Source organism: Pseudomonas sp. S1(2024) (genome assembly GCF_046557535.1).
Window position 1 is genome coordinate 49,835 of the sequence record NZ_JBKGFP010000001.1, and the last position, 21,001, is coordinate 70,835.

General features: G+C 55.3%; 20 protein-coding genes. 14 read left to right on the forward strand and 6 right to left on the reverse strand.

Going from position 1 to position 21,001, the window contains the following annotated elements; genetic code table 11:
- The first annotated feature begins 95 nt into the window (after positions 1–95).
- Positions 96–1,286, forward strand: a complete 1,191-nt coding sequence (locus ACLCGK_RS00250) for a hypothetical protein (protein WP_410950784.1) — start codon at positions 96–98, stop codon at positions 1,284–1,286.
- Positions 1,287–1,334: 48 nt separating this feature from the next.
- Here the strand turns inward: ACLCGK_RS00250 and ACLCGK_RS00255 are convergent, their stop codons facing one another.
- The 4 genes from ACLCGK_RS00255 to ACLCGK_RS00270 form a co-directional block, all read right to left on the reverse strand.
- The gene (locus ACLCGK_RS00255) at positions 1,335–1,685 is read right to left on the reverse strand and encodes a hypothetical protein (protein WP_410950785.1); all 351 of its coding nucleotides are present in this window, start codon (positions 1,683–1,685) and stop codon (positions 1,335–1,337) included.
- A gap of 327 nt (positions 1,686–2,012) precedes the next feature.
- The gene (locus tag ACLCGK_RS00260) at positions 2,013–2,726 is read right to left on the reverse strand and encodes a hypothetical protein (RefSeq protein ID WP_410950786.1); all 714 of its coding nucleotides are present in this window, start codon (positions 2,724–2,726) and stop codon (positions 2,013–2,015) included.
- Between the two features lie 67 nt (positions 2,727–2,793).
- Positions 2,794–3,198: a hypothetical protein gene (locus ACLCGK_RS00265; RefSeq protein WP_056798547.1), complete on the reverse strand. Its 405-nt coding sequence runs from the start codon at positions 3,196–3,198 to the stop codon at positions 2,794–2,796.
- 92 nt (positions 3,199–3,290) lie between these two features.
- On the reverse strand, positions 3,291–3,836 hold the full coding sequence (locus ACLCGK_RS00270; RefSeq protein ID WP_156675912.1) for a hypothetical protein: 546 nt from the start codon (positions 3,834–3,836) through the stop codon (positions 3,291–3,293).
- Positions 3,837–4,122: 286 nt separating this feature from the next.
- Here ACLCGK_RS00270 and ACLCGK_RS00275 point away from each other — a divergent pair, with 286 nt between their 5' ends.
- From ACLCGK_RS00275 to ACLCGK_RS00335, 13 genes are all read left to right on the forward strand, one after another.
- A complete protein-coding gene (locus tag ACLCGK_RS00275) occupies positions 4,123–5,184 on the forward strand; it encodes a hypothetical protein (protein WP_410950787.1) in 1,062 nt (353 codons plus the stop codon).
- On the forward strand, positions 5,184–5,879 hold the full coding sequence (locus tag ACLCGK_RS00280) for a hypothetical protein (protein ID WP_410950788.1): 696 nt from the start codon (positions 5,184–5,186) through the stop codon (positions 5,877–5,879). Before ACLCGK_RS00275 ends, ACLCGK_RS00280 begins: the two co-directional genes overlap by 1 nt.
- 57 nt (positions 5,880–5,936) lie before the next feature.
- Complete coding sequence (locus ACLCGK_RS00285; RefSeq protein WP_410950789.1) at positions 5,937–7,007, forward strand: hypothetical protein; 1,071 nt, start codon at positions 5,937–5,939, stop codon at positions 7,005–7,007.
- A gap of 28 nt (positions 7,008–7,035) precedes the next feature.
- Positions 7,036–7,551, forward strand: coding sequence for a hypothetical protein (locus ACLCGK_RS00290; RefSeq protein WP_056798564.1), 516 nt, complete (start codon positions 7,036–7,038; stop codon positions 7,549–7,551).
- Between the two features lie 20 nt (positions 7,552–7,571).
- Positions 7,572–8,099, forward strand: a complete 528-nt coding sequence (locus ACLCGK_RS00295) for a dihydrofolate reductase (protein ID WP_410950790.1) — start codon at positions 7,572–7,574, stop codon at positions 8,097–8,099.
- A 118-nt stretch (positions 8,100–8,217) separates the two neighbouring features.
- On the forward strand, positions 8,218–9,852 hold the full coding sequence (locus tag ACLCGK_RS00300; RefSeq protein ID WP_410950791.1) for a hypothetical protein: 1,635 nt from the start codon (positions 8,218–8,220) through the stop codon (positions 9,850–9,852).
- 56 nt (positions 9,853–9,908) lie between these two features.
- Positions 9,909–11,183, forward strand: coding sequence for an ATP-grasp domain-containing protein (locus ACLCGK_RS00305; protein WP_315696230.1), 1,275 nt, complete (start codon positions 9,909–9,911; stop codon positions 11,181–11,183).
- Between the two features lie 11 nt (positions 11,184–11,194).
- Positions 11,195–12,745 carry a hypothetical protein gene (locus tag ACLCGK_RS00310; protein WP_410950792.1) on the forward strand — a complete coding sequence of 517 codons (1,551 nt, stop codon included), beginning with the start codon at positions 11,195–11,197 and terminating at the stop codon, positions 12,743–12,745.
- Positions 12,742–14,340, forward strand: coding sequence for a hypothetical protein (locus tag ACLCGK_RS00315; RefSeq protein ID WP_410950793.1), 1,599 nt, complete (start codon positions 12,742–12,744; stop codon positions 14,338–14,340). The genes ACLCGK_RS00310 and ACLCGK_RS00315 overlap by 4 nt, the downstream gene beginning before the upstream one ends.
- Positions 14,341–14,356: 16 nt before the next feature.
- Complete coding sequence (locus ACLCGK_RS00320) at positions 14,357–15,865, forward strand: hypothetical protein (RefSeq protein WP_410950794.1); 1,509 nt, start codon at positions 14,357–14,359, stop codon at positions 15,863–15,865.
- Positions 15,866–15,923: 58 nt separating this feature from the next.
- Positions 15,924–17,450, forward strand: coding sequence for a hypothetical protein (locus ACLCGK_RS00325; RefSeq protein ID WP_410950795.1), 1,527 nt, complete (start codon positions 15,924–15,926; stop codon positions 17,448–17,450).
- A gap of 142 nt (positions 17,451–17,592) precedes the next feature.
- Entirely contained in the window at positions 17,593–18,174 is a 582-nt protein-coding gene (locus ACLCGK_RS00330) for a hypothetical protein (protein ID WP_410950796.1), read from the forward strand.
- A 154-nt stretch (positions 18,175–18,328) separates the two neighbouring features.
- Positions 18,329–18,898, forward strand: coding sequence for a hypothetical protein (locus ACLCGK_RS00335; protein WP_410950797.1), 570 nt, complete (start codon positions 18,329–18,331; stop codon positions 18,896–18,898).
- A gap of 15 nt (positions 18,899–18,913) precedes the next feature.
- Here the strand turns inward: ACLCGK_RS00335 and ACLCGK_RS00340 are convergent, their stop codons facing one another.
- On the reverse strand, positions 18,914–20,461 hold the full coding sequence (locus tag ACLCGK_RS00340) for a hypothetical protein (RefSeq protein ID WP_410950798.1): 1,548 nt from the start codon (positions 20,459–20,461) through the stop codon (positions 18,914–18,916).
- Positions 20,458–20,928, reverse strand: a complete 471-nt coding sequence (rnhA, locus tag ACLCGK_RS00345) for a ribonuclease HI (RefSeq protein WP_236707513.1) — start codon at positions 20,926–20,928, stop codon at positions 20,458–20,460. Before rnhA ends, ACLCGK_RS00340 begins: the two co-directional genes overlap by 4 nt.
- Positions 20,929–21,001: the final 73 nt, after the last annotated feature.

Consider the following 21,001-nt stretch of genomic DNA (forward strand, 5'->3'; position numbering starts at 1 on the left):
CTTATAGGCTATCACTCCCAATATAGCGGTAACAACACTTTGTTGCCCCATTTTTCCGGGTCAGCCATAATCGAGGAAAGCCATGGAGCCCTTTAATGATCACTGCCTTCTTCACCCAGATTACCCTCAACCCAGACGGCAGTGTCGCCAAGGTTCAGTCCCCACCGCGCAGTCCATTTCCCCAGGTCATCCTGGCCGAGGTCATTGACGGACGAATCGAAGCCTTCAGCTGTGCGAACACCTCCGCCGCGCTTGTCGAGTTGCATGTCCTGGACGCGCCCGATGCTGCGGTTGCGCGGGTTAAGCGGGACATAGGTGCCAGGCTCCTGAAGCCCGAGGCCTTTGTCGCAATTCACGGCATAGAGAAGATTCGCCGTGAAGTCAGTGCTGGCGCGTTGAGGCAGTATCCTACCGGATCGAGCAGCAATCAGGCCGTGGTGGCGTTGGACATGGTGATTCGAGGTCAGCGAGCCGCCTTGAACCATGCGATCAATGCGGCCAATCCCGAGCATTTCTTTGAGTCGCTGGAGGCGGCCTGGTTGTTCTACCCTGCCTTGAAGGACGAACTGGCCCCTCTGTGCCCGGCGCTTGGCGAGGCATTGTTCCGGGGTGCAAAGGCGCAAGACCTGATGAACAACCAAGGTCGGTGGGAGATGAGGTTGCTCGGGCACGAGGCCGAGCAGCAGATCCTGATCGAAGCGATTGTGCATCAAATGCTCAACGGGAATGGCGGCTTCATCCGGGTCATAATTGACAACGCGCTGATCCGCACTATTCTCAAACACCCGAGGATGCCCGAGGTTGAGGCCTGCACGGTGAATCAGGGGATCCTTGCGCTAGCGCACGAGATGGGGGTTAAGTTCCATGTAGATCCTGACCGCACACCGACCGCCTTCAGGAAAGAGGAACACATCGGGAGCTTCATTCTGGAGGGTTACGACTGGACGTTACTCCCCAATTTGACCCACTACCCATCTGAGGCGGGCGCTGTAGGTAGCCTGGCCCAGTACATGACTGAGCAAGTTACCCCTGCCTTGTCCTTCACCCCCGATTCGCCTCAGTTTTGGGATAGCAGCAAAACGTCCGAGTATGACCACCACAAACGGATAGTGCAGGCCATTGCCAAGGTAGATCCGGAGCAGTTTACCCAGGCGTTTGATCTGCTCACTCACAATCAGCGCCTGGCCTGTGTGGCCCAGGGCTATGTCGATCGTGCGTGGATTGATTTGGAGGCGGTGCCGCAAGTCGGCCTGGTCAAGATCCTCGAAGACGATCTAGGGCTGTAGCCGACGCGGCAACACGAGAGGGGCCCGAATTGCGAGGGCCTCGTTTGCTTACTGTGTGACGGGCATGTTTGGCGGAAGCTGTGCGGGGGCTGGCAAGTTCGCTGGCAATTGCACAGCTACTGGCACATCGGCTCTGGCCGGTGGCACCCCGCGATCATGCGCTGGGCCGTGCGAGAACTTCTTGAAACCTTCCAGGGCCTTCACCTTCTGCTCTGGGGTCAGTACTGCCAGAAATTTCGCGAACTGTTGATCATGACTGGCCTTGAGGTCGGCAGCCAGGGCCTCACGTTCAGCTTGAGGGAGCTTCTCCAGGTAGCGGCTGACAATCAGCCTCTGCTGCCCCATATCCTCGCGCATGGTCTGATGCAGCACCCTGCGCTGATCCTTGTTCAGGTTCAATTCTTGAGTGAAGCCTTCTGCACGCGGGCCAGGCTGGTGCTTGGCGGGGTGGTCTGGGCGTGGATTGTCATGCTTGTGGGTTGGTTCTGCCGGTGTTACTTCTCCAGCGACAGGATGGGCACCGATTGGCTCAGCTGGCGAGGCCGGGGCGGCAAAAACCGAAGTGCTGGCGAGCGCCAAGGCAGCAGCGAGGGCAAAGGTGGCTTTTTTCATGTTCATGGATAAGATTCCTTGTTGTTATTCTCTATTTGCATGGTAAGGATGATCTGTTCCGGTGTCAGTCAATATAAGGTAAATGGAGTGTAAAGGTGGAAAATGGATTTTCGCCTATTGAATATATTGAGTTTCTGGTTGCAATTGAGCCCAGGTAACCCGGCCCACCTGGATCAATTCATGCTCATTGTCCGGGTAAGTGTCGCATTTGATCAGATGCTCGATGTTGGCCTCGAATAAGCCAGCCCTGGGTGCGCCGTATGCGCTGGGATTGTAGCGTTCATTCCAGTAGACACCGTCCAGCGTGGCGCGGTGATGAATCCGAGCCCATTCAATCAGGGCAAAGTCAAACGCATCGGCGTCTTCTGATGAGCGCAACTTATGAATTTCGCACAATTTTTCAGTCGGAGCATGGATTGTTACCTGATCAATTCGCTCGTACTGGTCAGGTTCCGCGTCGTCGACGTCTTGCTCAGTCAGTCGAACCAGGCACGTTTGCTCCAGCTCGTCATCGTAATACTGCCCCTGGAGAATGCTGCGAGACTCAAGCAGGCCCTGCTGGTAAGACCACCGCTTGACTTGAGCGTGCAGTTGGCGCCCTGCTTGGGTGGCTGGGTGCGTGATAGAGAGCATATCCATCAGTGTGTAGCCAGCATTCCCTTCATACAGGTCAAACCCACCGAGCTTTACAATCTCTCGCCAGGCAGCCGGGCAGCGTGAAACCGAAAAGAGGTTGCCCTCCTGGCTCCTACCACAGGCAAATTTTCGGGTGATATCCAGGTCGCCGATGTGCCAAAGCTGGTCAACCTTGATGATGGGAACACGCATGGCCAAGCCTCCAGAGTTTCTTGATCATAAGCTTCTGGAAGTTGGGTGTTCAAGGGATGGGTCAGTTTTACAGCTGGCCGCCCGTTTCATTCAGGAGCGTTTCGGCCTCACGAATGGCCCGTGCATGCTCTGGATGTTTGACTGCTTGCAACAGTTTTATCAACCCCTGCTGGGATTTGGTCAGCGCACGAACCCTTTCTCTCAGCAGATGGGATTCTTCGGCAGCATAACTTCCTTGGGCGGCATCGAGCTCCAACGCGGAAAACCCGAGCATGCAGTCGGCCAGCAGGGAAACAATGCCATTGGCCATGTCCATGCTGATCGAGATCTGGTCAACCTCCCCCTTGCCGACCAAGCCGAACAGTTCCGGGGTGTTGCTCAGCTCAATATGCCCCTTTATCTTTCCGATGCAGGACTCAAGGCGACTTTGCAGTCCATCCATCGAATTCGGGTTATCCAGGGTGATCGCCATATTCTGTTTACCTTCGGGTCTTAGGCGGAGAGTACCTAGCCATTGCCAAACTGTCAATGTTGCACACACCACCGGCACGAAATCAATTTTCTTTAGGGCATCTTTAGCGTTTTGTTGATAATTTTTCCCATGATTATCGACCAATAATCAGCCCAGAATGAAATTTCACCAGGGTGGGTAGTGTAGCGGTAGGCATTGTCAAGAATGTCAGCATGGCCTTGTTCACGCACATGGTTGGCGAACGTTGTCGGACTGAGAATTTCCTGGCAGTTATCAAGGTGATCTTGGAGATCCTGCGTTATGTCTTGGGACACCAATCCGGCTGCAGCCAATTGCTTGATGTTCGCAGCCGCTTTCTCGAAAAAGAAGTCGAAATCGAGCAGCGGGGGGTAGCAGGTACTCCTGGCGTGCTGGGCAAGGTATTCCGCTCTTAGCTTGCGTAGCCCAGCGAGGTTGTCGCTGTCGACATTACAGAACTGCAGGTGGCGCATGCCGGCCTCGCCAGTGATCGCGATATCCAGGTTGTTGCCACTCAGGGAGGCCATCACCAGCCATTTGACCCCCATTTTCGGGTTCGCGGGGGTGACAATGAAGCTTGTAGACCAGGCAGGCGTGACGCCAGCGACGAAAAATTTCACATCTGCCTCCAAAAAGTGAGCACGAACGGTTGAGGCTGACCAATATACAGAAAAACAGTTCATGAGAAACGTCATTTTAGTTGCGATCAGGACATTTGGTGCACTCCTGATCGGTTTTCTGTGGAAAAAATCCTGGTGGAGTGTACCGGCATACGAGGTCTGGACGATTTACCCCTCATGACTGCTCAATGGCCGGCTCCTTGGGTATCATGGGATAACAGAGTACTGCTGGCGCACGAGCGGGGCCAGGGGTAGCTCGTCAGGCACCTATACTGGGAGCATTATCTTGGACGCTTACGCTGGATTTGAATGGATCTTCGATTGCATTGAATACATGACAACAGGTGATACGGTTGCGTTGTCCAAGCTCGCCGATCGCTCATTCCTCAATCACAACACCGACTATGCGCTCTATCTGGCCAAACGCCTGGGTCAGCTGTGCGACACCCTGCCGGAACCTACGATGTTTGTGCGCATGTCAGACCTTTTGGAGCAGTCAAAGGCGGCCACGGCGATCGTAGCCCTCTACGACCGGAACATCAGGGACTATAAGGCCGCCAGGGAGATCAAGGAGCAGACCACCAGTACCAACAACCGTCTGCTCTTCTGGGGTGGTTTGATGGCAAAGCTTGAGCCCATCCGTTTTGGCACGGCGACTTGTCCGGCATTTCACGGCGTGCGGCATGCATGGATGATTCAAGCGCTTACCAATGACCCTGCCCACGCCAAGCGTCAGCGCTTCTTGTTGCGCCATGGCTTTGAGCAAGAAGAACTCGATGCGGCTGAGGCTGGATACTGGCGCCAAATCAAAGCCTGGCTGCCGGCTCATGATGTGAAATTTTTCAATGCAGTCATGGACAGCTCGCTGGTGCTTGAAAAGCTGGGGATGCAGAGCTTCACCGACTTTGCGAATCGCTACTCAGTCAACCTTCAAGCCAATACGGATGAGCCAGCAAAATGTAAGCGTTTCATCCGGTTGTACACCGAGGGGGTGCTTCGTGGTTTCCTTGAGCCAAAGCCGACGACGCAGAACTACACGTGGTTCCTCGCCTCCGAGCAGTTGTTGCGGCAACCCTCCCTTGTGCAGGCCATCGAGGATAGCTTCAGGCGCCTGACCGCTGTTGAAGGGGCTAAGCTGGCCGACACCCTGGACACCCTGCTTCATTACACCCACTTCGACAAGGTGTTGCCTGAGTACGAAGCCCGTCCAGATTTTGCTGCTGCCCTGGGCAAATTGAGTCGCGATCAAGCTACAAAGCTGATCGAGAAATCCGTGATGCGAGATCGCTGGCTCAATTGCTATCCTAAATTATCAGAAGACGTCCTTATCCGAGAGCTGGGGTTGTGATGAATAAACGGAATCAATACGCGATCCAGTGTGACCGCCTGCAGATGAAAGTTGAACATGGCCGGGAAATCTGGAACAGCCTGATCGCAAGCGCCACACGCATTCAACCTGCCGAGTTCGTCGCGGCCTGCGACCTGGATGGGCTTCTTGATGAAGAGGAGACCTTGGAAGATTACGTGGCCAGCGACCCTGACTGGGCCTGTTATCGCTGTGACACGGCCCAGGGTCAGGTGTACATGTTGCAAACCGCTGGCTTTGAGTTCTTCTTCACACCCGATGGTTTAGTGCCAGCCTATGACCCACATGCCATCATGGAAAGCCATGATGAATACGGCCATTCGGCGTTGGCGCGGCTGCTTTTTCACAGCAACCACCCGCTGCTGCAGAATGCCTATGGTTTTGAATGTGATGCAGTGGAGATCGAGGAAGACTTTACCGTCATCAGGGGGACAGGTATTCGTTTTCAAATCCTGGAAGACGGTCATCCGGTGGCTGGCATGCATGTGCTGGGCAACCAGATCCAGGACATTTACGTCAGTCGTGCTCGACGTCGCGAAGGGCTGGCGACTGAGATCGTGGCCCGTGCCGAGGCCTTTATGGGGCGCCTCGAACACTCGTCTAGCTTGACTGTTGACGGAAAAGCCTTTGTCGAATCGCAGCGGCGAACCGAGGATGATGATTCACTCGACCTATGACGATGGTTTAGATTTGATTTCATGGTATATTGGTGAAAAGTTTACAAGATCACTGTCATGCCTGCCGAGCCTGCTGCCAACCCTGGGGACATAGAGTCACGAATTCGTGAGTTATTGCGCGGTATCGATCCGCGCACAGTGGCGCAGAACGAAGCTTTGCCCGCGCTTGAAGTCGAATTGCTCAGGCTCACCAAGTTGCCAGCTTTCAAGCAGTCCTTGCTGGCAGGCAATCGCTACAGCTGGTTCGCACTCTCCTCCCTTGAAGTCGCTCACGAAATGGCGTTTCTGTGTTTCTGCAGTTGGGGAATGCCACTGGAAAAGGTCATGGCCCTGCTGATGGCCATGAAACCAGCCAGCCCCGCCCCTTCATCTTGGCGCGTGAGTTATATCAAGCTGTTTGCTTCCATCGCAGCCTACCGCTGGCAGCCGGCGTCTCTGGTGATGGCGCTGAATCAGATTGAATCGAAAGCAGGCATTTCTGCTGTCAGCTTGCGCATTGTTCTCAAGCAGGCCTACCGGGCCAAGGTCTTTGTTGATCTGGTAATGGCGCTGCGCACTTACCTGCCTGAATTGAATGCACGCTTGGAATTGGCGTTGAAAGGTTTTCTGAGCGATGTTGATAACCGCCAACTCAAGATCCAGACCCTGCCTCGTGAACTTTTTGCCCCGCACAATCTGTCTGCTGGCAGGCTTGGCGCGTCGAGTTGCGCGGAAACACGCAAAAGTCTTTGGAGCACCGACCTGTCATTTGAGTCCAGGCTTGCACTGGGTCGCACGGATGTTGTCTGGCATGAGTGCAGCCTGGCGCGGCAGCTTAATTGGCGCGGGGTTAGCGACCTCATCGAGCACATGAAGCAGTTGTACGAGAAGGTTGGTCAGGATCAGGTGCGGCAGCACTTGGCTGCCAAATCCCCCGAGATGGCCCTGGCGAAAACCGCGTTCTACCAGAGCTTCACCTCCCTGGATCAACTGTCGAATTTACCTGTGGAGATGGCTGTGGCGCTGTTCGACATGGGCTTTGTCAGGGGTGCTTCGGTCACCACAGGCGAAGGTCGTCATCCCCAGTTGCAGCATCTGTTGCTGCGCAATTCAAGCGTCATTCCGAATCAGGCTTCGAGCGCATTATAATGATCAAAATTGCCTTGGAGTGTGCGTGATGTGGATCGAACTGCCGCGAGATGAACGCGCTAATGATGTGATGAGGGTCGTGAATCTGATCATGGAGGAGACTCCGGATCGCTTCTGGTTCTGCAGCGATCAGGAGGGCATCGAGGTGCAGCAACTGCGCGTCAAGTTGCCGGTGCTGGAAGAAGATTTGCTCTATGACATACGGATCCTTACCGCACAATTGAAGGCTGCTCGCCTGGCGGCCTTTGAACTGGGTCAGGCGCCTGGCCAGCGGATTGCGGTCACGCCTTCGCTGATCGATTTGATGGGACTGTTGCGTGAAGAAAGCTTCGAGCTGCGCAACGACCATGACGAGGGCATCCTGATCGAAATTGTTGTGGATGCCGAGGGGATCACTCATGAAGTGGTGGATGAGTTGCTTCTGGCGTTCCGCAATAACGGCTACGTCCCGCCCATGATGCGCGCCATCAACCCGATGGTGATGGCTCAGCGCCTGCTGGATGCCCGGACAAACCAGCAACTCGACCACTACCCCTTGATTTGATTTTCGCTTTGGAGCTCACGATGACTGCCCGCACCAAAATCAACCTCATCCTGGCCACTGGTAAGAATGGTGAGGTCGGAGATAACGGCGCCCTTCCCTGGAAGAACCCGGAAGAGCTGGAAAATTTCAAGAACGCCACGTACAGCCACCCTGTGATTTATGGCCGCAACACACTCGTCTCCATGGGGCGTGTGCTGCCAGGGCGGCGTAACATCATCGTCAGCTCCCAGCTCAAGTACATCCCTGGTGCCGAAATTGCACCGTCGCTGCAGGCAGCCATCGACATGGTGCAGGGTGTACCCGAAGCGTTTGTCATTGGCGGTGTAGGTCTGTGGACGGAAGCCCTGCCAATTGCGGATGCAGCGCTGATCAGTGAAATCGATTTCTCGGGTGACGTCGACACTGTGCTGCCGAAAACCTTTTTCGTCGATCTGCATGCACTGTACGAAATGAAGGGGTTTAGCGACAAGGGCAGTTTCACCGTCAGCTACTGGCAGCGGACGGGATCAGATTTCTACGGTGTCGAAGACATTTCGGTGCCAGCTTAACGCAAAGGAAGCCCAGGCGCCCGCAGCTTTCCATCCAGCCGGCGCCGCCCACTGTATTCGGCTCATTCCGTGAGCCGAATATTGTCGCTATTCGGCTCATCAATGCTTGGTGCAACTCATGTCATCGTCGATCGAACCTGCGCTGGATGAAACCGGCTTTTTTTCCCAAGAACATGGTTGCGACTGGCGAACCGTCCTGCTGCAAGAGATCTCTCAGCGGCGAGAAGATGGTCAAGTTCAGCCTCGGATCCCAGAAAGCATGCTACGCGCCTATTTCTGGCCAGATGGCTTGTCTTACCTGCAATTCAAAACGCTGATTCTCGACGAGCGATTCGATTGGCTGTCGATTCTGGCAACAGACCATGTGGGCGGGAAGGAGCGCTCAATGCTCTCCTTCCTGATGAGCCGCATTCTGTTCAGTGATCATTTGGCGTACGACCCTGTCATTGGCGAATCACTGCGCAAGCGCTACAACCCAGACCAGATCGCCCTCATCTTCAGTTCGGCAGCCTGCGTCCCCTGCATGATGGGGTCTCTGGGTGGCGGTATTGATGAGCGCAATATCGCACTGGAGCGCATTGCTTGCATCTTGAGTGAAGATCAGCCGACGCTGGATGCCTGGATCACCTTGATGCTCAGGAGTATCAACAGCCGTTTTCCTGCATTGGGCAAGAGCCTGTCATCAGGCAAACGCATCAACCAGGCATTCCAGACGACAGCCGCGTTCGAAAGCCTTGCACAAATTGACGAGTCCTGTGCGATGGAGCGCAATGCATCCCTGCTCACATTGATGTGCGTTGCCGCGTTCCTGTCAGTGTTCGAGCCTGAGCCAGTGAAAGCATCCTTGGCGCGGTTCACCAATGCCACCATGTACCACCTCGCCGATACTGAAATCACCGGGCTGTTCGACATCAATGGGAACCTGGTGCACCGGGCATTCGCTCAAGGCCTTTACCTCAATGCCGGGGATGCTCAGCCTTTTGCGCGCACCCACTTGAAAAATGACCCGCTACGCGAGCGCAATGTGGAGCTGTGCGGTGTGTTACTGGCTTGTGCGCCGTATATGAGCCGGCAACCCTACTCTATTCGCGCCCTGCTGGATGTGGCGCAGGGGCAAAGCTCCGGCTTTAGCGTCTTCGTCAGGAATCACCTCTTTTCCTGGCGATTTGATCTGATAGACACCCTATTCAAGCATCGAAAAATGGCTCCGTTGCGGGCACGCCTGCTGACTCCGGAGCATGTCCTCAGCTTGTATGGGGACGAGATGAGCCGCACGTCCTTGTCCAGGCCACGTGTCGAAGGCGCGAAGGTGCTGTATGGGCATTTGCCAGTCAAGCTGCGCCAGCAAGTCCATGAACAGATTCTGCGCCGATTGGCGCGGCGCACCACCCTCAAAGATCTGCAAAGCCGAGGATCAGCCCTGACCTTGCTGGCCTATCTTTCTACACCTGAGCAAGCGCAAGCGATGCGCACGCTGGTATTGCCGATGTTGGACGCCCTCATGGCCCGTGTGACTGACCAGCCCGATAATCCTGACGCCGGCAGGCAGCTTGGGGACTGGCAGTTGCGGGCAGCACTCATTGATTTACATGCCAAGGGCATCCTCTCGGCCTCAGATTACGCCCCGCATATCAAATCGGCGAAGGGCTTGAACACCCTCGCGAGGGCCCTTTCCATTGATCCGGTGCGATTGATTGAACATGCCAAACCCAGCGTCAGAAGCGAATGCCTGGAAACTGACATTGGGCTGTAAAGCCCTGCTACTCCAATGCCATAATGCCAATATAAGAAGAATAAAAGGGTTGCCTCATGCTCGTCGTGTTCAGTGAATCTTCCCGTGAAGACCTAGCCCAAAGTCTGGGTATCGCTACGTGGTACAACGAATTTCGCAACGAAGACCTGGATTACTGCATTCGTCGCGAACGGGCTCAGGAAATCCTGGCGTGCCGGGCCTTGAAGATTCCCTATGTGGTCGTGGCGGAACCGTCGTTCCTCGGGGATGAGGCGGATGAGCCCATTCTGGACACCAACTGCGAGCTGGCGGCGCTGGATCCGTCGACACCACTGGTATTGCGCCTCTACGGTGATGCGTCATTGCCTGACAAGCTGCGCGTATTCCCTTTATTGGTGTCCAGTGGTCATGAGCGACAGGTGGAACAGTGGCCGAACCATATTGTCTCCCCCGAATTCTTCCTCAAGCGTCAGGTCATTCAAATGAGCCAGGCCTTGTTTTCCGCAAGCTTTCATTCCGGAGACCTGGTCACCCCACTGTTTCTGAAAAGCACCAAGAAGTCTGTTTTGCACCACGTGGTGGGATCATCGCTGGAGCTGAACGGACTGATCAAGCCAGCAGGTGTTATCACCAGGGACTTCCCCTCCCTTGCTGGCCAGGTGAACAAGTTGCCGGCAGAGCAAGTGGTGGCGCTGCACAAGTATCCTGATTACGACTGCCCTTACCGAGGGCCGGTCAAGGGTCACTTCAAGGTGATTGACCTGAGCGAAGGGGTGATCATCTCATCGGTCATGAATATTCTGCGCGAGCCCGACCATCGTGGCGAGTACCGGGCTTTCATCGTAAATGGTGAAGTGTCGAGCATGTCTGCATACCGGGACTATGATCATAGCCCGGTGCCCAATGAAGTCAGTCAATTTGCCCATGCATTTGCCGAGCAGCACCGACATGTGGCGCCCGCCTACGTCGCCGACTTCTGCCTGACCGACCAGGGCCCAGCACTGGTTGAGCTCAATGGCCTTGCCTATGCAGGTCGCTACGTCGACAATGATCCAGGCCTGCTGTATTGCGATCTGGAGCGCTTTGCTGGGGTTGACCGATCGGTACTCTGTGACCCGCGTGTTGCGGTTCCATCGAAGGCTGAGACCCACATGCCTGAAACGGATGACGTGGTTGTCGACTTTGGGGAGCCTGCTCTGCCCTGGGGCCTCAGTGGCATAGATCGCCCGGAACCAGAGCTCAATCATGCTTCGGATACTGCCCTGGTGCAGCGCTTCAAAAATGCCCTGGTCGACAAGGAGTCGCACAGGGAGGATGATCAACCCGCAGCAGACTACTTCAAGTTGGGCTAACGATGATACACATGGAGCTTTCCCTGGAGGCGCTGCTCAAGCAGGCGCGGGGTACTTGCAAGACGCACTTGGCGGCCTACAAGCAGGCCCTTGACAAGGGCACCCAGCCAGCAGTCGACAGGATTTTACAGGCAGCCCTGGATGACGCCCAGTTGACCTTCAACAAGGGCCTGGGAATCAACGATCCCAAAGTGCTGGCCCAGTGGGCCAGCGAATGGAGCAATTATGACCTGATGCTCTCGGAGTTTATGCTGTCGGTACCCAATGCCCTCCTGAGGCTTGGTCTGATGCGTGCCTGCATCGACATGACGGACAATTGCGATTTGCTGATGCCGTTTGCTCAAAATTGCATCAAGGAGAACTTGCCAAAAAAACTGGAAGCGCTCTTTGAAGCAGGTTACCGCCCTGCCCTGGATGCTTTCGAGATCAAGGATTTCCTGAGGCTGGTTAGCGACGTCAGCCAGCTCAAACGCGAACTCTTCCTGCCCTTTGTCGAGGCCGCCATTGAAACTTGCCGCATGACGAAGCTGGTGGGCAATGAGTTCCTGATGGCCATGATCGGGCGCTACCTGGGGTGCAGAGGCGGCGCCGGGGCGACTTACCAGGCGTTCAAGCACGAGGTGTGGCCCACGCTCAAAAGCCTTGATCACCTGCACCTCACGGATGACAAGATGCCTTCCGTGCTGCAGGCTGCGGTGGCTGAATACACGACCGTGAAGACTGTAGGCCTCCTGAAAATCATCGCCAGCGATTGCCGTAAGAGCCCGATGTTCCTGTTGGACAAGGCGATCCAGGGTGGTCGTTTCAGCCGAAGCTTCCGCAACACGTATAATCCCTATGAAGTCAATGCCATTGCCCCGCATATTCCGATAGAGATCCTGCCCACGACAACCTTCTTCACCATGATCAACAACGATTCGATGAATGAAGAATTCATGTGCCACACACTGCCCAGGCTGCTGGAAAGCAAGCAGGCCTACCAGAAGGATCCGCAGTACCTGAAGATCCGGGAGCGGGCGGCAGCACTCGACATGGTCGATCTGATGCTGGACAAGCCGAGCATTGCACAAAGGGCTGCAGTTCTTCACATCATGTGCCTGGACAACGACAAGTTCGATGCCCTGTTTGCAGGGCAACATGGAAAGGCAGCTTTGCTGTTATTCGAAGACCGTCTACCCCACTACCTCGAAGCTTCCGGACGCAGGCCTTACGCTGTCGCGGACTATTTCAGAGATATCAGTGAGTGTAGCGTGCCGGATATACATGCCGACGAAGCTTATCTGGACAGCGCGAAGAGCTTGACTTCCGACTTCACGCAGGCAAGGCAGGCAACCATTGACTACAGCCTTCTCCTGGTTGAGCACGCCAGCAGCTTTGACAAGTCCAAACTGTACCTGGAAAGTCTGAAAGACGTGGACGAGCAATATGCTCTGCGGCTCTGCGAGAAATTGGCCATAAATCCCGTCTGCCCTGAAAAGGATCCTCGAAAACTGATGCGCACCATCAGTTGGGAAAATGAAAGCATTATGGCCGATGCCCTGTCGGAGGATCTTGGGCTATGAGCTATGGGCAGTACACCGCATTAGAAAACCCCGGCTATGACAGCTTGTTCAAGGAAGAAAGGCTGGCGATGAATACTTCGGGGCCAAGTGTTGTAAGGGCCTACGTTTCAGCGCCCACGAGCTGGCCTTTCTTCTATGCGCTGCGTCACGGGAAAGGGCTTGTCGACACTCTCAACCTGCGGGCGTTTGAGAACGTAATTGGGCGACTCAACCTGACGGAGCCTGAGCTTTGCAAGCAAATCTTGACCGAGCAAATCCCCAACGTAGGACTCAAGACCACCCTGCGGGTCGCGGCGGAAAACAACGTCGGGCTGGATTTTGAGCAGGTTTACAAGCAGCTACCTGCCTGGACAGCGCGGCTTCGCCGCATGGACAGTGGGCCAGATCCTGACCGCAGTCGAATACTGGAGATGGAGCGCACATATGGTCTCAAGGTGGGCCCTAGCCGTTATGTCACTTCGATGATGGATTTTGCATTGGAGGCGAATACACCGGCCCAGAAGGCTGCACTAAAGCGTTACTTTGTCCAAGCCCCTCTGCTTCCCGCCGATGTTCTGGCGCTGCGCCTGCATAAAAACTATCGTTCCGCGCTCGAAAAAACCTGGTCATTGTCAACGACCCTGTCGCAGGAGACTGATGCGCCGAATCAATTGATCGCGATGGTCATGAAAGACGCCCTGGACTTTGAGAAATACGAATCCGCTGACCAGGAGGCGTTGGTCAAATGCCCTCAACTGATAAAGTTGCTGGGCTTTGAGGATGTCGATTCGTTTGATCCTAAGGAATGTTTAGCGTGGTATGTCCACCCCTTTGTGAACAGCAACGTTGCAAGGCGCATTGCCTTCGAACTCGCGCTGTTAACCCACCTGGCCAACCTTGGTGCAGAGGAGCGGGATCAGTTCTGCAGCGGCCTGGCACACGGCCTGCTCAAGTTTTTGGTCAAGCCGCCAGGTGCCGAAGAGATGAGCCCCTTTATGCAAGAAGTCATGGCTGACACCTGGGACAGCGACTTCAACATAGAAGCGTGTAGCTCGGTGGTTCGGTGCATTGCCCAATCCGCCCTCGAAGGATCGCCTGCCGGCCTCATCGAGCTGGCGAATGCGGTCAATACTCCTGAAGGGCTCCAAAGCTATGACCGCAAAGCATACATGCGGGTGCTGAAACTCGGACTCTTCGATGTGGGTGCGGCAGCGAAGGAGCATGACCTGCTTGGCGCTTTGAGCCATAGCTATCTTCAGCGGCTGCAGGAACATGGTCTGCAGCAGCTCATCAGTAATGATCTGAAGCCGGGGGAATACGCTCGATGGGGCTGTCCTCGCCTCGATATGTCAGCACTGCCCCAGTCGCTGGCCAAGCCGCTGGGCGACATAGTCTGCGGTATCATTTGCGCCCGATTCCGCAGAGGCAACAACATGACCACAAAGGTGCTTCAGGAGATGATCGATCTGGACGTGCTGACCCCAAAGCACATTCTGCGGATTTCGAGTGACGATTTGGCGGCAAAATCCTTGCTCAGAGTCACTCTCCCGCAAAAGCTCCTCGAAGCCTCGGAGTCCCTGATGGCCCGAAAGCTCGAAACCGACCTATCACTTTGAGCGGCAGATCGACATCATGGAAAAACGCCCAGACTATGACCACCTGTTCACTGATCGAATGGTGGAGCACATCATTGCAAGGCCTCGCTTCAACGCTGAGCCTTGGATTATCGAGGGCCTGCGAGAGCATGGTTTTTTTGGCTTCATGCGGGAGAACAGAGGTCGGCACCTGTGCGACCCCTATCCCGTTCTGAAGCGAGTGATCGCCGAAATTGCCATTGGCAACCCAGCGCTGGCCACAACGATCGTTGAAAACGAATTCGCAACAATCGGGTTAAGAGCGGTGGCCATGCTCGCTGAGGATCATGACATTCGTTATGAGCTTTCAACGATATTCAACAGGCTAGAAGCCTGGGTTGAGCGCGTGGAAGCCGAGCAAGTTAAGGAGCTGCAAGAGCAGAACATTTTGTCGATTGAAAGCCAAGACGAAATATCAAGGAATGCGCGTATCCCCCGCTTGGTTTTTGACATCATCTTCAAAGCGACAACGCCCCAAAAAAAAGCGCTGGTGACGAGGCTGTTCGATATTACCCGTTTGGATGCCCATGATTATGATGCCCTGATATTGTGCAAGGAATCAGGCAAGGGCGTGCTTAACGCCTTGCGCCTGCAATATGGCGGGGATAACAAGCAAGCAGTGGCAGAGCGTGCCATTCACCTGGGGTTCTCAGGTCGTCTTGATGCAGAAAAGATGCAGCGATACTTCAATGATGAAAAAAATACCAACGACATTGTTGCAAAATTTCTGGTTCCTGAGTTGTGCGAAGATGCGGCGATACATCTCGGAAGGGGGTTGTTGTTTGCGGACGTTGAAGAGCGACATGCGTTGGCCATGCTGCATGGGCATCTCTTTGGCTTCTTTCACTCCATGACGACTGACGCAGCACGCTCAGCCTGGCTAACCTCCCTGGCGAACGGACTGCGGGAGGATTATGTTCGGTATAACGAAAAATTCTTCACCAATATTGAGACAGGCGGGCTCCTGGTGCGCATGATCGTTCAGTTCGCCGAGCGTGATCCCACCCCCTTCATGGCATTGATCAAGCAACTCAATGAAGATGATCCTCTGCCTAAGTTCCAGTCAGCTCTGCGCAGGATGATCTTTGATGTTTGTTTCTCTGATCCGGTGCGCTTGAAAAAATCCAGAATGCTGGGGCGATATCCTGAGGAAAAGGTACGCGCCCTGGTTGAGCAGGGCATTATTGGATCAAGGGGCAACAACTATGAATGGGCTCCTGTGCCACCAACCAAGCTGCCAGAGAGTATCCGCAGACTGTATGCTGACGTCATCGTAGGATGTCTATGTGATTCCGAATTTTGCACCGAGCAAAAAATCATACCAGAGCAACCCATTGCCCAGCGCATTGTCGATGCCCGAATCCTGACGCGCCGGCATTGGCGGCAAATCAGTGAGCATGATGAGGCATCAGCGTTTATGACTAAAGCGACATTGTCACCCGGCATACTCGAAGTCGTAGGTGAAAAAATGCGGGAGCAGAGTTTGAGCAACGCCTTGGGGTTGTGATGACAGCATTCCTCCAAGTTGGCCCAACCCAAGCAACTAGAATTCGGTGAGCTTATTCATGAATCCCATCCGCAGCGACTACGACAGGCTATTCCAGCAACACTTGCTCACCTCCATGGCCCTTGAGCCGTTGTTCCAGCTAATGACCGGGCCAGTCGATGACCTGAGACATCGAGGCTTTTTTGAGTTCATGCGGGATCATCACCGCACGCCGAATATTAACTGCCGCAACACCCTGTCCGTTGTGCTTCAGCAGATTCAGGCTGACGATCCAGCCCTGGCGAGCTACATCCTCGAAACCGAGGTGGGCGTCATTGGCGTGAAGACCACTGCCATTCTGGCTTCCAGGCTGGGCATCGAGGTCAACGTGAAGCATTTGTACGAACACCTGGGTCAGTGGGTGGAGCGCCTGGAGGCCCTGCAGGGCATGTCGCTGACGCACACGGAGATCTCCACCACCGAGTTCAGAGGCATTACCGAGGATGGTCGCCTCCTCCCCCTGTATATCGACCTGATTTTCGACGCTACGACTGCTGCTCAGCAGGAGGTGGTCAATCGCCTGTTTCGGATGGCCCCGCTCAACCCCACAGAAATCAATGCGCTCACCTTCCATGTGAAATACAAGCGCGAGGCCCTGCAGAACTGCGCCGCCGAGCATGAGCCGAATGATTACCGGAAAATCACCTGCAGTGCGGTGCACCTGGGCCTGGGGTTCAGCTTGCGCGACGGGCATGAGCGTGGCTATCGCGATTACCGGGAAAACCACCTGTACACCGGCAGCTGCGACGCACTGCTGGCCCAGTTTCTGAACCCGACACTCCAGGACGGCGCCAAGGATCAGATTGGCAAGGCGCTGATGTTCTCCAACATCTATTCCCTCGAAGCACTGTCGTTAGTCCATGGCCGATTGGTAGATTACCTTGACACCCTTGGCAGCGACACAGCGCGCAGTGCGTGGCTAACTCGGCTGGCTTGCCAGATGCCGGTGGATTTCAACAATGCAGATGAACAGGCAAAGGTCAACGTAGCCATGGGCACCCTGCCCATTCGGCTGATGGCGGATTTCGCTGACATCGACCCCGCTCCCCTTCGCACCCACCTCAACTTCCTGGCGGGCAATCAAATCTCCGAAGATTATCGCGAGTGGGCTCGCGTCATGCTCTTCAAGGTATGGTTCGCCAATGCGCATTACGTGCTCCCAGGCGCCATCAAGGGTGGGTACTCTGCCAGAGCGCTTGCAGGACTGATTGAGAGCAAGGTTGTGGTTGATGAGGGTTCGGCATTGATCTGGCGCCCAAAGCCTCTGGACGCCCTGCCAGAGGTGCTCAAAGCGCCCTTGGCTGATGCCCTGCTGGGTATCCTCTGTGATCCCAAGCTGCGCCGCCAGCACGACCTTGATGTCGATACCCCGATGGCTCAACACATGGTGGACGCGCAGATTTTCGGCGAGGGTCATTGGCGGCGGATCTCGGGCAATCGGCACGCGGCTGAAATCATGGCCAAGGCCAGTCTGCCCACCGAGGTGCTTGGCATCGTAGGAGACCGAATGCTGGAGCTTTCACTTGGGGTTGGGCTGGGCTTGTAGGCCTCGGGTTTTACGCCTATTGATAAAGAGCGTTGCCTTCGAGGATCCTTCCATCATGGCCGAAATGGGGTTATACAGTGAGGGCGCCCAGCCGGATTCTGGCCAGGCTCAATCGATCCCGCTTGCCCAGAGGAGATACCGGATGAAGGTATGGATTACACGACCGTATTGCGTCGAGGTTTGCATGGGCGGCTTACGCTCTGTTGATGTCTGGGTGGAAAAACCATTCTTTGATCAAAGGCCACTGACCTATGACTTCGACTTGTACCGCCCAGATACAAACACGCATTTCGCCGAAGTCTACCAGGAGCAAGGCTGGTACTCGCCCTCAGGCAGCTGCCGCGCCAAGCGCTTCCTTAAGCAGGATGAAGCGATCCTGCAGCAGGTATGGGCCTTGATCCAGGACTCGCTAGCACCCCTGGACAGTGCGTACCAGGACGCACAGTCTCCACGCCTTGGTGAGTATGATCATCTCATGGATCCCACCTATGAAATGAAGTGCAGGATTCACTGGAAGCGATTTCTCCTGGAGCTTGATCTGCGCGAGGAGACGGTGAAGGTGGTGGAGGCCGAGGTTCTACTCGTTGACGGTCAACCCAGGGGCAACTACCCCATTACCCCAGAGACCGGTACCACCTCGCTCTTCCTGGATGAGGACATTGCCAAGCCGTTCTGGTACGAAAAATACGACGGCTATGAGATAAGGCGCGGTGAGCGCTTGTAGAGCGTCCTCGGGCATCTTCCAGGGAACCTACCTTGCCCCATGGGGAACTGTCCGTAGGCAGAAGCTTTCACCCGGCGTTGTGCCTGGCTTATGATGGAAGAAAAAGGTGTTGGGTTTCATGACTATTGATAAACAGGCCGCCAGGCAACGGGTAATGGACTCGCTGCTGGAGAATTACAGTATCCAGGAAATACAGGAAGCCTTCGCCACATTTCGCGAACAGAAGCAGGAATGGGCCGACAGGATCGAGGAGAGCCTGGAGGTATTTCCATTCTCGTTCGAGCAGGTCAAGGCCATGACTGCCACCAAAACGATCAGCTGGCTGCACCCGCTGACGCAGATCAGCCACGGCTTGCTCTACCATTTCAATGTGATCGACGAACCGCTGATGCTGCATTCCAACGATGTGGATGCGGCCTCCGGGCAGGTGAAAAAGTCCGGCTGCCACTGTTTTTATGCGACCGTGACCTTCGAAAATCATGGCATCACCGTGTATGACAATCTCGGCATGGGCGGCATGTGCCCGGAGGAAGCCAGGTTCGTTTGCGCCTACATGCCGCTCCCCGAGTGGATGGCGCCCCACCTGCAAACCCTGCATGCCATGGCTGAGGAGGCGATGAAGCAAGGCGTGCAGGAGTATGATATACCCATTGCCAACTACACGTGGCCCAGCATCAAAACCTGCGAGCGAACCGCCCGACAGGACGCAGAGCCTTCGCCCTGAGAACCGGGGGCACGGTTAGAGCCCTAGATCCTGGCTGAGCGTATGCTCCATGGCCTCCTCCCCTAGCTGATGCAGATGCTCACGGATAACAGTCTGGCTAATATTGCAGACCTTTAGCAGATCCATTGAAGGCTGACCCTTTTCACACAGCGCCCTGATGATCAACCGCTGCTCATCGACATCTGCAGGCCTGAATCCGTAACTATGGAGCCCTGCGGCTGCGAGGCGTGTTGCATCCATGTCCGGCAGTGAGTAGTCCAGCAGCATCAATGCCGAGCGCACCATGATTTTTTCATGCGCCTTCTTTTGTACCACGGTCGGAATCTTTGCCCGGACATTCAAGAAGGCGGGATTTGGCATCGCGTCAATATGGTCTTCGATTCCACGCACTCTTCTGAGGTGGGCAATTTCACCGATCGCCGGCACCTGCATCAAGTGGCTATTCAGCAGCTCGCTGGGCTGGAGAGGGCCATCGATTTGCTCAAGCGAGCTCAGCAAGAGTGGGAAGGACGCCGTGGCGTTAAACGATTGCAGTGGCTCCAGGCGGTGGGCCTGCAAGGGCCCGGCGTAAACAAGGTGTTCAAGCCGTGTATACGCCCTGTCTTCTAACTGCTGGCCAAACAGGTGATGGCGACGCAAAGGCTCCGGCACGGCCTTTTCGAAGATGCAGAGCGCGTTGATCAACATTTGCGTGGCCAGCTTGTCAGCCTGCCAGGGGTCGGCATTGATATGGTCTGCCAGGAGCCTGGCCGTGACCTGCAAGACCCGCCATTTTGCATTTTCATCGACGTCGGTCAGGTGCATGATCGCTGCTTTGTCATACACCAGGCTGCGGATCAAAATCTGCATAAGGGCTTCGAAGCCAGTAGGATTTGGCAGCGCTCGATCCGAATCCAGGGGGTGGTAGTTACGGTAGGGTTCGAAGGCATATTGCTTGCCGACTAAGGTGCTAATGGCTGTTTCGGCCAGCGATTCTGACATCTCCCCGTCACAGCTCAGGAGGTTGCACATTTCCTCCTGAGGCAGCCAGGTGTTGTAGTGGGTGGCTATGGCAGTCGGTTGGCCGTGCAAGCTGTTGAGCAGCATCGATTTGAAGAAGGCGGTCAGTTTCGCCTCTTCAGTTGCGCCATCTTGATTGAATGCAACAGTACTGACTTCCTTGAACAGTCGTTGCAGCGAAGAAAAGCACCCGCTTTTGGAAGCAAACGGCAAGCGAACAGCCATGGCGCCCAGGGATGATTCGTAAAATTCATCCCATAGGTAGCTGTAAGCGCAATGCGATTTTTCTGTGAGCAGCACCAGATCCCGGTAGGAAAAACCGTCTGCAACCAGGGCCGCCATCAGGTCAAGCTCGCTGTTGTCCTGGAAGTATGAATACCGCTGTAAAAACGTCCAGCAAGCATCTGGATTGTTCAGGTGCAGTTCGCGAAGAGACCAGTTATCAGGGTAATTTTCCCCCCGCTTAAAGCGGGCGAAGTTGTTCTCCAGGCTTGAAAAAAATGCTTTCCGGAACGCCTGGAAATCCGCAGGCCGGGTCTTATCGAATGCCCTGCCTGTCGTCATGACATCGCTGCCTTGATCTTCTCAAGCCCCAGCAACTCCTGGGCATGCAGGGACGCAAATTGTGCCAACGCGTCTGCCCGCTCGTTGTAAGGATCGCCATTGTGGCCCCTGACCCAGGCCCAGGTCACCTTGCGTTCGGCGCACAACGCTTCGAGCTGCTTCCAGAGATCTACGTTTTTGACCGGTTCATTGGACGCCGTGCGCCAGCCCCGCCTGCGCCAATCCTTGATCCACTCCTCGATGCCTTTTTGTACATATTGTGAGTCGGTGGTGATGTGCGCAGGTTGACCGGCAGGCAGAACTTCCAGGGCTCGGATTGGGGCTTCAAGCTCCATGCGATTATTTGTCGTTTCCCAAGCGTGGCCAGACATTTCCGTCTCCACACCCTGGTTGATGATGACCACACCCCAACCGCCTGTTTTGGTCTTGCGACTCGAACCATCGGTATACACCCGAATGGGTGGCAGACGGCTCGCCGCTGAGTTGAAGTCCAAGGCGCCCTGGCTTGCTGCAGTCTCGGCGACGCCTGGGGTTTGGGCC